The organism is Streptomyces sp. NPDC051133 (genome assembly GCF_040682635.1).
In the GTDB taxonomy this organism is placed as follows: Bacteria; Actinomycetota; Actinomycetes; order Streptomycetales; family Streptomycetaceae; genus Streptomyces.
The window spans coordinates 146,314-160,435 of the sequence record NZ_JBFBBK010000017.1; the positions used below are offsets into that span (position 1 = coordinate 146,314).

9 protein-coding genes are annotated in these 14,122 nt (G+C 73.7%); 2 read left to right on the forward strand and 7 right to left on the reverse strand.

The annotated features are described in order from the left end of the window. Positions 1 to 68 precede the first annotated feature (68 nt). The 3 genes from AB0N17_RS19455 to AB0N17_RS19465 are packed head-to-tail and all read right to left on the reverse strand — an operon-like array spanning position 69 to position 3,561. The gene (locus AB0N17_RS19455) at positions 69 to 746 is read right to left on the reverse strand and encodes an AIM24 family protein (protein WP_366012597.1); all 678 of its coding nucleotides are present in this window, start codon (positions 744 to 746) and stop codon (positions 69 to 71) included. A 56-nt stretch (positions 747 to 802) separates the two neighbouring features. Further along, a complete protein-coding gene (locus tag AB0N17_RS19460) occupies positions 803 to 2,332 on the reverse strand; it encodes a CAP domain-containing protein (protein ID WP_366012598.1) in 1,530 nt (509 codons plus the stop codon). Between the two features lie 50 nt (positions 2,333 to 2,382). Further along, positions 2,383 to 3,561 (reverse strand): serine hydrolase domain-containing protein, encoded by a 1,179-nt coding sequence (locus tag AB0N17_RS19465; RefSeq protein WP_366012599.1) that lies wholly within the window; start codon positions 3,559 to 3,561, stop codon positions 2,383 to 2,385. 309 nt (positions 3,562 to 3,870) lie between these two features. On the opposite strand from AB0N17_RS19465, the gene AB0N17_RS19470 reads away from it, so the two are divergent. Together AB0N17_RS19470 and AB0N17_RS19475 are read left to right on the forward strand one after the other, a co-directional pair. Further along, complete coding sequence (locus AB0N17_RS19470; RefSeq protein ID WP_366012600.1) at positions 3,871 to 5,652, forward strand: M4 family metallopeptidase; 1,782 nt, start codon at positions 3,871 to 3,873, stop codon at positions 5,650 to 5,652. Positions 5,653 to 6,093: 441 nt separating this feature from the next. Beyond that, positions 6,094 to 7,314 carry an SGNH/GDSL hydrolase family protein gene (locus AB0N17_RS19475; RefSeq protein WP_366012601.1) on the forward strand — a complete coding sequence of 407 codons (1,221 nt, stop codon included), beginning with the start codon at positions 6,094 to 6,096 and terminating at the stop codon, positions 7,312 to 7,314. A 95-nt stretch (positions 7,315 to 7,409) separates the two neighbouring features. Here AB0N17_RS19475 and AB0N17_RS19480 read toward each other — a convergent pair whose 3' ends face one another. The 4 genes from AB0N17_RS19480 to AB0N17_RS19495 are packed head-to-tail and all read right to left on the reverse strand — an operon-like array spanning position 7,410 to position 13,990. Continuing rightward, entirely contained in the window at positions 7,410 to 10,400 is a 2,991-nt protein-coding gene (locus AB0N17_RS19480; protein WP_366012602.1) for an AAA family ATPase, read from the reverse strand. 55 nt (positions 10,401 to 10,455) lie between these two features. After that, the gene (locus tag AB0N17_RS19485; protein ID WP_366012603.1) at positions 10,456 to 10,806 is read right to left on the reverse strand and encodes a UBP-type zinc finger domain-containing protein; all 351 of its coding nucleotides are present in this window, start codon (positions 10,804 to 10,806) and stop codon (positions 10,456 to 10,458) included. Further along, positions 10,803 to 12,317 (reverse strand): ATP-binding protein, encoded by a 1,515-nt coding sequence (locus tag AB0N17_RS19490; RefSeq protein ID WP_366012605.1) that lies wholly within the window; start codon positions 12,315 to 12,317, stop codon positions 10,803 to 10,805. Before AB0N17_RS19490 ends, AB0N17_RS19485 begins: the two co-directional genes overlap by 4 nt. Beyond that, on the reverse strand, positions 12,314 to 13,990 hold the full coding sequence (locus AB0N17_RS19495; protein WP_366012606.1) for an FAD-dependent oxidoreductase: 1,677 nt from the start codon (positions 13,988 to 13,990) through the stop codon (positions 12,314 to 12,316). The genes AB0N17_RS19490 and AB0N17_RS19495 overlap by 4 nt, the downstream gene beginning before the upstream one ends. Between the last annotated feature and the right edge of the window lie 132 nt (positions 13,991 to 14,122).

Sequence of the window (14,122 nt, forward strand, 5' to 3'; positions counted from 1 at the left end):
TGTTGTGGATCAAGACGCGGGTACGGCGACCCGGGTTGCCCGCGCGACGCGGATCACCGTGTGAAGATTCAGTGCTGCTGGTTCTTCTGCGGGGTCAGCTCGCTCGGCCGCACCACGACGTACCCCTCGCCCTGCAGCATCAGCTGGACGGCCTCGCCGGAACCGCCGCGCAGCATCGAGCCGATGGACTGGGAGCGGTGCAGCGAGGTCTGCAGATGCGCGGTCCAGCCGACCACCGCGTCCGTGTCGACGTACACCGGGGCCTGCGGCGACACCGGTATGACCAGCGGGTTGCCCTCGCAGACCAGGCCGAGCCGGCCGTGCCCGCTGAACACACTGTTGAACAGGCCGCCGCCGGCGATCCCGGACCCCTTCACGGTCTTGATCTCGTACGACAGCGAGGCGTCGAAGCACAGCACGTTGCGGCCGTTGACGGTGAACCGGTCGCCGGCCTCGACGTCCACGACGAAGCAGTTCTGCGCCTCGTGCGCGAACCAGGCCTCGCCCTGCCCGCGCACCACCATGAGGGGCAGCCCCTCACCGGTGACCGCACGCTTGAGCATCCCGCCGACGCCCTGCCCCTTGCGCTCGAACGCCAGGTTCCCGCGATAGGCGACCATCGCGCCCTGGCGGGCGTACATCTCGCTGTTCACCGTGTACTTGATGCACTTGGCGTTCTCGACGGACATGCCCGGCTCCACGGCCGGCTGCACCATGTGCTGACTGGAAAAGAGATCACCCTTCATGCGGGGCATGGTGGCCCGGAAGATGTCGTTCCGCCAAGATCACGGAATGTGCCCGGTCAGCCACCGAACAGCTGCGCCCAGTACGTGCCCGCCCGGCCGCCGCCCGTGAAGCCGATGCCTATGTGGCTGAACTCCCGTTTGAGGATGTTGGCGCGGTGACCGGGACTGCGCATCCAGCCGTCCACGACCTCGGCGGGGGAGCGCTGACCGCAGGCGATGTTCTCGCCGATCGTGCGCCTGTGGGAGCCCGCCGCGGCGGCCCGGTCCCAGGGCCGGGAGCCGTCGGGGGAGGTGTGGTCGTAGAAGTCGCGGGCCACCATGTCCGCGCAGTGCGCCTGTGCGGCCGCCGTGAGCAGCGGGTCGGGCGCCAGCGGGCGCAGGCCGGCCCGGCCGCGCTCGGCGTTGGTGAGCGCGATGACCTCGGCGGCCGTGCGCGACGACTCCGCCGCGGTGAGCGGACTGGCCCACAGCGCGGTCCAGTAGCGGTCGCCCGCGTCGGCGTGCCCCAGCGCGGCATGGCGGAACGCGGGGTCGAGCAGGGTGCCCCGGGCGCGGTCGGACCGCAGGCAGTGGTCCACGAACTCGGCGGGGCCGCGCGGGCCGGAGACGAGGTGCTCGCCGACGCGGACGTACGCGTATCCGGCGGCCGTGATCCGCTGGTGCACGGACGTCCCGTCCCGCCCCTCGCCGGTCAGCCGGCCCAGCTCGGCCATCGCCCGGGCATGGCCCCGCGCGGCGGACAGCAGCCGCGGGTCGAGGGCGACGGGAGGACAGCCCGCGCGCGCACGAGCGGAGTTGACCAGCGTGAGGAAGCTGTCGGGGGCGGTGGGCCCGGATGCGGTGGGGGCGGCGGGTGTGCGGGTGGGGGATGGAGCAGGGGCGCCGGTGAGGCCGGAGGTCCGGGGCGGCGGGGGCGTACGGCGCGCGGGCGGGGCGGGAGTGGTCGCGTGGCCGGCAGCCGAGGGCGGGGTGGTCGTGTGACCGAGGGATGAGGGCCGGTGGGTGGTGCGGTCGGGGGCTGTGGGCGGGGTGGTCGTGTGGCCGGGGGCCGAGGGGCGGTGGGTGGTGCGGCCGTGGGGCGTCGGTGCCGTCCGGCCGCCGTCATCGGCGACCTGTACGCCGAAGTCCCGGGCCAGTCCGGCCAGCCCGTCGGCGTACCCCTGGCCGATCGCCCGCAGCTTCCAGCCGGTGCCCGGACGCAGGTACAGCTCGGCCAGGAGCAGCACCGTCTCCGGGCCGGGACGCGGGGGCGCGAACCGGGCCACCGCGCGCCCGGCGTGGTCGGCGACGTTGAGCCGGGGAGCGGGCAGCCGGCCGAGCGGGGTGCCGGGCGCGGCCGCGCTGACCGCGACCGTGACCCGGCAGGCGTCGGGGCGCAGCCGGGCGGGATCGACGGTCAGGGTGTCCCCGCGCAGCCGGACGCCGGGCGCGTCCGGCTGGTTGTAGAACACGAAGTCCGCGTCGGACGCGACCTTGCCGTGGGCACCGGCGACCAGGGCGGACACATCGAACGGCCCGGACACGCGCAGCCGCACCGCGCCGCCCGGCAGGGCGACATTGCCGCCGGGAACCAGCTCGCTCGTCACGCCATGGACGACGCCGGACGGGTGCGAGGAGGTTCCCGGCGCCCGGCCCGCTACTTCTTCGCCGTCTTCCCGCAGAAGGCGGACTCCAGCACACCCCCCAGCCTGTCGAGCACCGCACCGTTGTTGGACGTGTTGGCGACGGCCGTGACGCTGCGCGCCCCGTCCTTCGTGGCGAAGGCGTAGGTGTAGAACCCCTGCACCGCCCCCGTGTGCCCGTACACCGACATCCCGCAGGACAGGTCGCGGCGCCGCAGTCCCAGCCCGTACGCCGTGGTGCCGTTGACCGGGGTGAAGCGCTCCATCTCCGCGAGTTGCGCCCGGGACAGCAGCCGGCCCTCCAGCAGGGCGGAGTAGAAGGTGTTCAGGTCCCGTGCGCTGGAGATGATCGCGCCCGCGCTCTGCGCCCACGACACGGTCTGGTCGGTGGCGTCGACCAGCGGGTCGCCGGCCCGGTCGGGGGTGAGGTAGCCGTGCGCGTGCGGGCCGGGGATGGCGGTGTCCGGGTGGACGTAGAAGGTGTCGCGCAGGTTCAGCGGCTTGAAGATGCGGTCCTCGTACGCGGTCCGCACCGACTGCCCGGTGAGCTTCTCGATGAGGAGGCCGGCGACCACGAAGTTGGTGTTGGAGTACGCGTACGCGGCGCCGGGCGCGTTGGTGCGGGGCCTGCGCAGGGAGAGGGCGACCAGCTCGCGGTAGGTGAAGACCTTGTTCCGCACCGCCTCGAAGCCCGAGACGCTGTCGGCGAACAGGTCGTTGGTGTAGTCGTACAGGCCGCTGCGGTGGCTGAGCACCTGGCGCACCGTGATCCGGTCGTCGGGCAGCAGGCCGGGCAGATAGAGATCGACCGGCGCGTCCAGCGAGAGCCGGTGCTCGTCGGCCAGCTGGAGCAGCACCACGGCCGAGAAGGTCTTGGTGACACTGCCGATGCGGAAGCGGTCCTCCGTGGCGAGGGGCCGCTGGGTGGTGCGGTCGGCGAAGCCGTCGGTGGCCCGGTAGCTCGCGTTCCGGTCGTCGATGCGGGCCAGTGCGCCGGGTGCCCCCTGAGCCACCGTCGCCCGCAGCACCGCGGCCAGGCCGGCGGTGTCGGGCGCCGGGAGCGCCGCCGTGGCGGGGGTGTGAGCCGCCGCGGTCGCGGTCGTCGTCGTGGTCGCGGCCCGGGCCGGGACCGCGAGGAGCGACAGCGCGACCGCCCCGAGGACCGCACCCCGCCCCACCGTTGCTGAGACCATCCGGCATCCACTCCCATCTGTTCGACGTGCGATGCGATTTCGGTCACATTCCGGCCCTGGAACCTAGGCGATGGGGGCAACGTCTCCACAGTCGACACACAGTTGGTCACTTCGCGATCACTCTTCGGCGCACATTCGTAAAGGATTGCCATAGAAGGTCGCGAAATGGATCATTCCGTCTTTACGTGCACATGACTGATCCGTAAGGGTTACCCCTCGGGGCCCGACCAGCCCCCGTGGCGCCCAACAGCGCCATGCCGTGAGGCGGTTGGTGATCCCGGCCGCCTCCGAACGAAGGAACCCTGATCAGTGCGTAGACCGCACATACGCAGCGTGGCCGTCGCCATCGCGGTGACGACCGCTGCCACGGGCCTGGCCGGTACGGCCTTCGCGGGTCCCTCCACGGGGGTGGAGCGGTCCGCCGCCTCCGCCACGGACGCCACGGCGGTGGTGAAGGCGGCGCGCACCGCGGCCTTCGCCCACGCCTCGGCGACCGGCGTCTCCAAGGGCGACGAACTCCACGCCCAGGACGTCATGATCGACCCCGAGGGCGCCCGTCACGTCCGCTTCGTTCGGACGCACGACGGTATGCCGGTTCTCGGCGGTGACCTCGTCGTCCACCTCGACCACAAGCTCGCCTACACCGGCGCGACCAGCGCGGCCGCCCACGCCGTCAAGCCGGACGCCGCGCAGGCCAAGCTGACCGCCGGTCAGGCCGCCGCCAAGGCCGCCGAGGCGGCCAAGGGCGACGCGGGCACCGCCCGGCTCGTCCTCGACGCCCGCGGCGGCTCCGCCGCTCTCGCCTACCAGGTGACGGTGACCGACCAGGGCAGCTCCAGCACCGTCGTCATCGACGCCGTGACCGGCAAGGTGCGCAGCAACACGCCCGACGCGGACGAGTTCCTGTCGCCGAAGCTGATCGACACCCTGCGCCGGCGCGGCGAGACCATCGACCCGGCCACCGGCACCGCCGCCGCCGAGTCCTCCGGTCTGCTCGGCTCGGGCCTGTCGGGCGTCACGCACTACCCGACGTCCGCCAAGGGCACCGGCAAGACCCTCTTCGTGGGCAGCGTCGGCCTGAGCACCACGGCCACCTCGAAGGGCCACTACCAGCTCAAGGACCTGAGCCGGTACGGCACCGAGACGCGTGACGCCAAGGGCTCGTACACGGAGAAGTTCAGCTCCGGCACGAAGTTCACCAACACGACCAACGTGTGGGGCAACGGCACGACCACGAGCCGTGCCAGCGCCGCCGCGGACGCCCAGTACGGCATCACCAAGACGCTGGACTTCTACAAGGGCACCTTCGGGCGCAAGGGCATCGCGGGCAACAGCAAGGCCGCCCAGGGCATGGTCCACTGGGGCAAGAAGGTCGCCAACGCCTTCTGGGACCCGACCTGCAACTGCATGCTGTACGGCGACGGCGACGGCCAGATGTTCAAGAAGCCGCTCGTCGTCCTCGACGTCACCGGTCACGAGCTGACCCACGGCGTGGTCGAGGCGACCGCCAACCTGCAGCCGAGCTACGTCGACCCGGACGGCAACCAGTACGGCGAGGCCGGCGCGCTCAACGAGTCGCTCGCCGACATCTTCGGCTCCAACGTCGAGTTCTACGCCAAGAACACCAAGGACACGCCGGACTACCTGATCGGCGAGAAGCTGGGCCTCGCCCAGAAGTTCCTGCGCCGCCTGGACCACCCGTCGCTCGACAAGCTCGAGGGCACGATCGACTACTGGTCGCCGGAGACCGAGATCACCGAGGTCCACGCCGGTTCCGGTGTCTCCTCGCACGCCTACTACCTCCTCGCCGAGGGCAGTGGCAAGAAGACGATCGGCAGCGTCACCTACAACTCGCCGACCTATCACAACGTCACGGTCAAGGGCATCGGCCGCACCAAGGCCACCGCCATCTTCTACCGTGCGCTCACCCGTTACATGGTCTCCACCACCTCCTTCCACGACGCGCGCGTCGCGACGCTGAAGGCGGCCAAGGACCTGTACGGCGCGAACAGCACCGAGTACAAGACGGTCGACAAGGCGTGGGCCGCGGTCAACGTCACCGCCGCCAACACGCCCGCCGCCCACCACTGACGGACGGCAGCACACCCGCACCACCGGATGCCCCGCCCCGCGCGGGGCATCCGCACGTCCGCATCCGCACGTCCGCATCCGCATGTGCGCATCCGCATGTGCGCATCCGCATGTCCGGGGCCCGGCCCCGCTTCGGCAACTGCCGTACCCCTGCGGCACAGTGGGACAGGAACACCGAGGACCGCGCCGGCCGCCGGTGACCCCGCGCGAGCGGCCGTACCCGACCGCGCCGAGCCCGACGACCGGCCGGCTGGAGGAGAGTGGATGCCCCCCGACGACCCCGGCCGCCGTCCGCGGCGGCCCGAGCCGGCAGGGCGGAAGACCGCCGCGGGTGCGGATGCCCGGCATCGGCGGGACCATGACCTGAGTGGGGTACGCAGGCACGTCCCGGACGGCCGGCGGACGGCCCCGGAGGCCCGTGACACGCCGGGATCCCGCTCCGTGACCAGCCGGCTCGGACGCGGCTGCCGCGTCGCCGCCGCCCTGGTGACGGCCGTCGCCTGCCACTCCGCGCCCGCCCGGGCCGCCGCCCACCCGGCCCCCTCCGTCTCCCGGACCTCCGACGTCGTCACCTGGGCGGCGAGCGCGGACCGCATGGGCGAGGGCACCGCGGGCCGGGGCTACCGGATGATCGTCCACACCAGCGTCGGCGGCAGCGGCCTGCGGGTGCGCCTGACCAACGCCTTCGGCGACCGCCCGCTGACCCTGGACAGCGTCCGTGCCGGGCTGCGCAGCCATGGCCCCGCGCTCCGGCCGGGCAGCGACCGGCCGCTGACCTTCGGGGGCGCCCGCACGGTCACCGTCCCGGCGGGCGCCGTCGCCTGGAGCGACCCGCTGCCCGGCGGGATCCCGGCCGGCGCCGACCTCGTCGTCAGCCTCCACACCCCTGACGCGGCGGGACCGGCGAGCGGTCACCGGATGGCGCTGCAGACGTCGTACACCGCGCAGGGCGACCACACCGCCGAGGTCAGCGGCGCGGCCTGGACGCGGAGGACCGGCTCCTGGTGGTACCTCGACGCCGTCGCCGTACGACCGTCCCGCGCGGGGACCGGAGCCGTGGCCGCGCTCGGCGACTCCCTCACCGACGGCCGGCAGTCCACCCCCGACCTCGACCACCGCTGGCCCGACTACCTCGCGCGGCGCCTGAACGGCTCCGGATCGGCCGTCCAGGGCGTCGCCGACGAGGGCATCGCGGGCAACAAGGTCCTCGCGGACGGCGCCGGACAGAGCGCCCTGCGCCGTCTGGACCGGGACGTCCTCTCCCAGCCCGGTGTGCGGACGATCCTGCTCTTCGAGGGCGTGAACGACCTCAAGGCCCACACCGGCGTCACCGCGGCCGACCTGATCGCCGGATACCGGGAGATCATCCGGCGGGCGCACGCGGCCGGCGTCTGCGTGGTCGCCGCCACCGTCGGGCCGTTCAAGGGGTGGCCGGAATGGGACCAGGCCGCGGAATCCGTACGACAGGAGGTCAACCACTTCCTGCGCACCAGCCGGGACGCCGACGCCGTCACCGACTTCGACCGGACCCTGCGCAGCCCGTACGACCCCGAGCGCCTGTCACCGGCCTACGACGGCGGCGACCACATCCACCCGAACGACCGGGGCATGCGTGCCCTTGCGGACACCGTCGCCCCGAACACCCTGAACTGCCCCCGCTGACCCGTCCCACCCCCTCCGGCTCCCCGGGCCCGCCCCGCCACGACTGCAGCGTCCCACCCGACCCGGCTCGCCCCGTCCCGCTCGCCGTGTCCCGCTCACCCCGAGCCGGTCGGCTCCGGTGTGATCAGGCCCGTGCGGTGGGCGATCGCCACCGCCTCCGTGCGGCTCGCGGCGCCGAGCTTGGCGAGGATGTGGGACACGTGCACGCTGGCCGTCTTGCCGGTGATGAACAGCTCCTCGCCGATCTGCCGGTTGCTGCGGCCGCGGGCCAGGAGCCGCAGCACGTCCCGCTCCCGCGCGGTGAGCGACACGGCGACGGGGGAGGCCGTGAGGCGGCCCCGACGGGTCAGTGCCTCGATCCGCTCCAGCAGCGGGGCCGCACCCAGCCGGGCCGCCGTCTCCCGGGCCAGCCCCGCCTGCTCCGCCGCCTCCGGGCGCCGCTCCGCGGCCAGCAGCGCCTGCGCGTACCGCACCCGGCACCGCGCCAGTTCGTACACGTCGTCGTCCGAGAACGCCGCGACCGTCTTCTCCCACGCCGCCGGATCCGGCCCGGAGACGACCGTCGCCCACTCCGCCTCCGCGCGGGCCAGCCACGCCTGCCCTTCCGGGCCCTGCTCCCGCCCGTCGTGGTTCTGCCGGGCCGTGGCCCGTGCCAGCTCCACCAGCTCCGCCGCGGTGTCCCTCCAGCCCGCGAGGTCACCGTCGCCGCCGGGATGCGGGCCGGCCGCCCGGTCGGCGATCGCCGCCAGGCAGAGCGCGGCGAGCCGGACCGTCACGCCCGGCCGCAGTGCCGTACCGGCGGACAGCGCCTCGGTCGTCGCCCGCAGGTGCCCGAGGGCCTGCTCCGGGTCCCCCCGCAGCGCGGCGGCGTCGGTGAGGACGATCCCGGCGACGAGCGTGCCCATCCAGTCGAAGGGGCCCTGCAGCAGGGCCCGGGCGCGCGGCACCGCACTGTCGTCACCGCGGCCCAGCGCCACGTACAGCACGGGACCGGTCGCGCAGCCCGTGCCCGCCGGAGGGAGCGTGGCGGCAGCCTCCGCCGCCGCCTGGAGGCATTCCTCCCAGCGGCCCACCGAGTACAGCACCAGCAGCTGCAGATAGCGCATCCCCAGCGGATACGCCGAGGACAGCAGCCCGGCCCGGCGGGCCCGCTCCAGGCCCTCGGCCAGCACCGGCAGGCAGCCCTGCCGGTCGCCCGACTCGAAGGCGCCCATGGCCAGGTTGAACACCGCCCGCATCTCCAGCGGCGCGTCCTCGGCGGCGCGGGCCAGTTCCCTGGCCCGCCGCAGCAGCTCCAGGCCCTCCGGGCTGCGCCGGCCGCCGCCCTCCAGGCCGGCCAGCGAGATCAGCAGATCGGCCCGGGCCGCGCGCAGGCCCAGCTCCTCGGCGACGGCCAGGGCCTGCCGGGCCACGCGCAACGCCGTGTCGTCCTCGCCGACCTGACGGGCCGCCATCACATGCGTGGCCGCCGCCCACACCCAGGTCCGCGACGGCGGCTCGGCGGGGATCATCGCCAGCGCCTCGCTGCTGTGCCGGAACGCCGCCGTCAGGCTGTCCACGGTCAGCAGGTTCCCGGCGAGCGTGTACCGCACCCGGGCCGCCAGCTCGGAGTCGGAGTCCGGCCCGATCCCGGCGAGCGCAGCGCGGGTCAGCGACACCGCGCGGTGGCCGTCCCCGGCGTGCGCGGCCGCCGCCGAGGCGCGCAGGGTCAGCGTGATCCGGTCCAGTTCCTCGGAGTCGGGCCGCACCGGTGAAGGCACCGACGGCCACAGGTCCAGGGCGGTCTCCAGATGGCGCAGCTCCTCCGCGGGGGCGCCGAGCCGCCGGGCGTGGTCGGCGGCCTCCAGACAGGCCGCGAGCGCCTCGGGCAGGTCATGGCTCTCGCGGGCGTGATGGGCGCGCTCCGCCGCGGTCTCGGGCGCACGCCCGCGGGCGGTGAGCAGCCGGGCGTACGCGCCGTGCAGCCGGGACCGCTCGCCGGGCAGCAGGTCGGCGTAGACCGCCTCGCGCGTCAGGGCGTGCCGGAAGGCGTACGTGCCGCCGTCCCCGGGGACGAGCAGCTGCCGTCCCACGGCCTCCCGGAGCGCCGCCTCCAGCCCGTCCTCGGGCAGTCCGGCCGCGTCGCGCAGCAGATCGTGCTCCACCCGGCGTCCGGCCACGGCGGCGGTCCGCAGCACCTGCTGGGCGGTCTCCGGCAGCTGCTCGACCCGGATGAGCAGCAGTTCGGCGAGCCCGCTGGGCACCCCGCCGGCGTACTCGGCGACGCCCTCGGCTCCGCTCGTGCCCGAGGCGTCCCCGTGGGCCGCGGCGAACAGCTCCTGCGCGTAGAACGCGTTGCCCTCCGCGCGGGCCACGATGCCGCGCACGACGGCCTCCGGCAGCGGCTGCACCTCCAGCGCCCGCACCAGCCGGGCGACCTGTGGATCCGGCAGCGGGCGCAGCTCCAGCCGCTCCACCGCCGGCAGCCGTATGAGCTCGGCCAGGAGGGGGCGCAGGGGGTGGCGGCGGTGCAGGTCGTCGGCGCGGTAGGAGGCGAGGACCGCCGGCCGCCGGTGCGGTACGCCGGGTCCCGGCCGGTGCGGCACGCCCCGGCCGAGCAGGAACCGCAGCAGGTCCCGGGAGGACTGGTCGGCCCAGTGCAGGTCCTCCAGGACGACCAGCAGCGGCGCCACGGCGGCGAGGTCGGCGAGCAGCCCGGCGACGTCCTCGAAGAGTCTGAGCCGCGCGTCGGGGCCGCCCACGGCGTCCGCGCCGGAGCCGAGCAGCCGGTCCACCGCGGGATGCGCGGCCAGGACGGCCGTGAAGCGCTCGTCGGCCGCGAGCACGCCGAGGATCTCGGTGAACGGCAGATACGGCAGGCCGACGTCGCCGAGGTCCACACAGTGCCCGGTGACCACCGTCGCCCCGGCCCGTGCCGCCCGCACGGCGACCTCGTCCAGCAGCCGCGTCTTGCCCACCCCCGCGTCCCCGGCGAGCAGCATCGCCCGCGCCTCACCGCCGCGGGCACGCTCCAGCACGCCCGTCAGCCGGGCCAGTTCCTCGTCACGTCCGATCAAGGGCGGTGTGGTGAAGGCGGTCTGCGACACGCCCCCATCCTGGCATGCCCCACCGACACCACCGGCCCCCGCGTGCGCGGACGGTTCAGCGCAGGGTCTCGGCCCAGTTCGCCGGCACCCGTCCCGCCGGGCCCGGGACGGGCTGGTCGGCGGGGTGGGCGGCCGGGGCGGCGAGTTCGGGGCCGGAGGTGTACATCTCGTCGGTGGCGTAGTTCCAGAACCAGCCCTCGCCCGGCTCGAAGCTGCGGATCACCGGGTGCCCGGTCGCCCGGTAGTGGGCGGTGGCGTGCTTGGCGGGGGAGTCGTCGCAGCAGCCGATGTGCCCGCACTGGGCGCAGCGGCGCAGATGGAACCACCAGCCGCCCGCCTCGTCGCACTCGACGCAGCCGGTGCCACTGGGCGGGACGCTCGGGTCGATTCCCTCGGCGGTGCTCATACGGTGTCCTCCGCTTGCTTCTCGGGTGAGCCGGGCGCCTGGGCCGACTCGAGTGCCTCGGCCGTCTCGGGTGTCTCGGGCGTCTCGGCGGTCAGCGGCAGCAGCACCTGGAAGCGGGTGTCGCCGGGCGCCGACTCCAGCCGCAGGGTGCCGTGGTGCTTGTTGACGACGATCCGCCAGGAGATGTCCAGGCCGAGCCCGGTGCCCTCGCCGACCGGCTTGGTGGTGAAGAACGGGTCGAAGATCCGGTCCCTGATCTCCGGGGGCACGCCGGGACCGGTGTCCCGGAACTCCACCAGCGCCCGCTCGTGGTCGATCGCGGTCCGCACCGTCACCGTGCCCTGCCCGCCCGCGCCGTTGATGGCGGAGACCGCGTTGTCGATGAGGTTGGTCCACACCTGGTTCAGCTCCGCCGGGTAGCCGGGCACCGGCGGCAGCGCGCGGTCGTACTCCTTCACGATCGTGATGCCGGGGCCGATCTTCCCGGACAGCATCAGCAGGGTGCTGTCCAGGAGTTCGTGCACGTCCACCACCTGGTAGGGCGCCCGGTCCAGTTGCGAGTACTGCTTGGCCGCGTCGACGAGGTGCGAGATACGGGTGGCCGAGTCCTCGATCTCGGTCATCAGCAGCTCGGTCTCGACGGTGTAGTTGAGCCACCCGACCGCGCCCGGCAGGATCTCCTCGCCCACGGCCGCGGCGACCTGCTCCAGCCAGTCGACGTCGAGTCCTGCCTGCACGAACGTGGGGGAGATCTGCCAGCCGTAGTCGATGCCGTGGTCCTCCAGCCAGTCGGTGAGCAGGTCCTCCCGGTCGGCGGCCTCCAGCGGACTGAGCACCGGCGCCTTGGCGACCCGCTCGGCGGTGCGCTCCTGGATCTCGATCAGGCTCGCCAGCGCGTCACGGGTGAACGGCCCCTCGGCGATCACGGCGAGCTTGTGCCGCATCTTCGCCACCCGCTCGCGCAGCGTCGCGGTGGCCCGGACGGCCGCCGCCGCGGGGTTGTTCAGCTCGTGCGTGAGCCCGGCCGACAACGAGCCGAGCGCCAGCAGCCGTTCCCGCTGCCCGACGGCGGCCTGGGTGCTCTTCACGCCGAAGAACAGGCCCTCCAGCAGGTGCACGGCCATCGGGAACCACTCGCTCATCACGTCCGCGAAGATGTCCGCCGGCAGCACGAAGAACCGCGTCGGCTCCGTCACCCGCATCGAGTTGGTGTACACCTGCCGCACCCGGTCGCCGAGGTACGCCTGCATCGCGCCCGCGTACGCCCCGCGCTGCGAGGTCCGGGAGACCTCCACGTCGTCGCCGCCGACCCGGCGGGAGAGCACGACCGAGCCCTCGATCATCACGAAGAAGCAGGTGGCGGGGTCACCCTCGGTGTACACCGGGCCGGGCTGGAACAGCTCCACCCGCCCCTCGCAGCACAGCCGCCCGAGCTGCTCGGGGCTCAGCTTCTCGAAGAGGAACAGCGAGCCGATCTCCTTCGGGCTGCACGGCACGACCTGCCCGCTCATGACTGCTCCAGGTACCGGTGGACGAGCATCACGGCCATGGCTCCCTCTCCGACGGCGGACGCGACACGCTTGGCGGAATCGGCGCGGGCGTCGCCCGCCACGAACACGCCGGGGACGCTGGTCTCCAGGTGGTACGGCGGCCGGTCCAGCTCCCAGCCGGCCGGCGGCCGCCCGTCCGCGGTCAGATCGGGGCCGGCCAGGATGAACCCGCGTTCGTCGCGCAGCACCGTGTCGCCGAGCCAGTCGGTCAGCGGGGCGGCGCCGATGAACACGAACACCCACTGGGCGTCGACCTGTTCGGTCTCCCCGCTCACCGTGTGGCGCAGCGTCAGCCGCTCCAGGCGGTCCGCCCCGTGGGCCGCGTCCACGACCGTGTGGCTGCGCACCGAGATGTTCGGCGCCTCGGCGATCTGCTGGATCAGGTAGTAGGACATGGACGCCGACAGGTCCGCCCCGCGCACCAGCAGCGTCACCGACTTGGCGCCCCGGGACAGGTACATCGCCGCCTGGCCCGCCGAGTTGGCGCCGCCGACGATGTACACGTCCTGCCCCTGGCAGGAGGCCGCCTCGGTCAGCGCCGACCCGTAGAACACCCCGCAGCCGGTGAGGTCCGCGCAGCCCTGCGCCTCCAGCTGCCGGTACTGCACCCCGGTCGCCAGGATGACGCTGTGCGCGGCGATCGCCGAGCCGTCCGCGAACCGTACGATCCGGGCGGCGCCGTTGGCCTCCAGGCCGGTCACCTCGCGCGCCGTCAGCATCTCGGCGCCGAACTTCGCCGCCTGCCGCCGTGCCCGGTCGGCGAGCTGGGCGCCGGAGACCCCGTCGGGAAAGCCGAGGTAGTTCTCGATCCGGGAGCTCTGCCCGGCCTGCCCGCCGGTCGCCGACCGCTCCACCAGCACGGTCCTGAGGCCCTCCGATGCGCCGTACACGGCGGCGCCGAGTCCGGCCGGGCCGCCGCCGATCACGACGAGGTCGTAGAAGTCGGCCGTCGGTGTCGTCGCCAGGCCCACCCGCGCGGCCAGCTCCGGCGCCTCGGGCTCGACCAGCGCCGTACCGTCCGGGGTGACCACCACCGGCAGCCGCTGTCCGTCCTGCCCGGCGGCGGTCAGCAGCCGCCGTCCCTCGGGCTCGTCCACCGAGTACCAGCGGTACGGCACCTGGTTGCGGGCCAGGAACTCCCGTACGTCCGAGGACCGCGCCGACCACCGGTGCCCCACGACCTTGGTGCTGGGCACGGGCTTGTAGGCGCTGTTGCGCCACGCCTGCAGCAGGTCGTCCAGGACCGGGTAGAGCTTCTCCTCCGGCGGGTCCCAGGGCTTGAGCAGATAGTGGTCGAGGTCGACCACGTTGATCGCGTCGATCGCCGCGTTGGTGTCCGCGTAGGCGGTCAGCAGCACCCGCCGCGCCCCCGGGTACACGTCGAGCGCCTGCTCCAGGAACTCGATGCCGTTCATCTGCGGCATGCGGTAGTCGGCCAGGACCACCGCCACCAGGTCGCCGCGCAGCTTCAGCTCGCGCAGCGCATCGAGCGCGGACTCCCCGGACTCCGCGCGCACGATCCGGTACGACTCGCCGTAGCGCCGCCTGAGATCGCGGGCCACGGCGCGGGAGACCCCCGGGTCGTCGTCCACGGTCAGAATGACGGTCCGCGCTGCGTCGGCGGCCTGTGCCATACCTCTCCCACCCCGAGCGGTTGGATCCACGGTGCGGCGCCGCCGGCACCGCACCGGTTCGAGGCCATCGTATGTTCGATCGCCGGGCTTCGCTCTCCGCCCGGAAGATCGTCGTGCCCGTGCGCGAGGTGC

Excerpts from the sequence above, each read along its gene's own strand:
- AB0N17_RS19455 (WP_366012597.1), bottom strand. The coding sequence starts at position 746 with ATGAAGGGTGATCTCTTTTCCAGTCAGCACATGGTGCAGCCGGCCGTG.
- AB0N17_RS19465 (WP_366012599.1), bottom strand. The coding sequence starts at position 3,561 with ATGGTCTCAGCAACGGTGGGGCGGGGTGCGGTCCTCGGGGCGGTCGCG.
- AB0N17_RS19485 (WP_366012603.1), bottom strand. The coding sequence starts at position 10,806 with ATGAGCACCGCCGAGGGAATCGACCCGAGCGTCCCGCCCAGTGGCACC.
- AB0N17_RS19490 (WP_366012605.1), bottom strand. The coding sequence starts at position 12,317 with ATGAGCGGGCAGGTCGTGCCGTGCAGCCCGAAGGAGATCGGCTCGCTG.
- AB0N17_RS19495 (WP_366012606.1), bottom strand. The coding sequence starts at position 13,990 with ATGGCACAGGCCGCCGACGCAGCGCGGACCGTCATTCTGACCGTGGAC.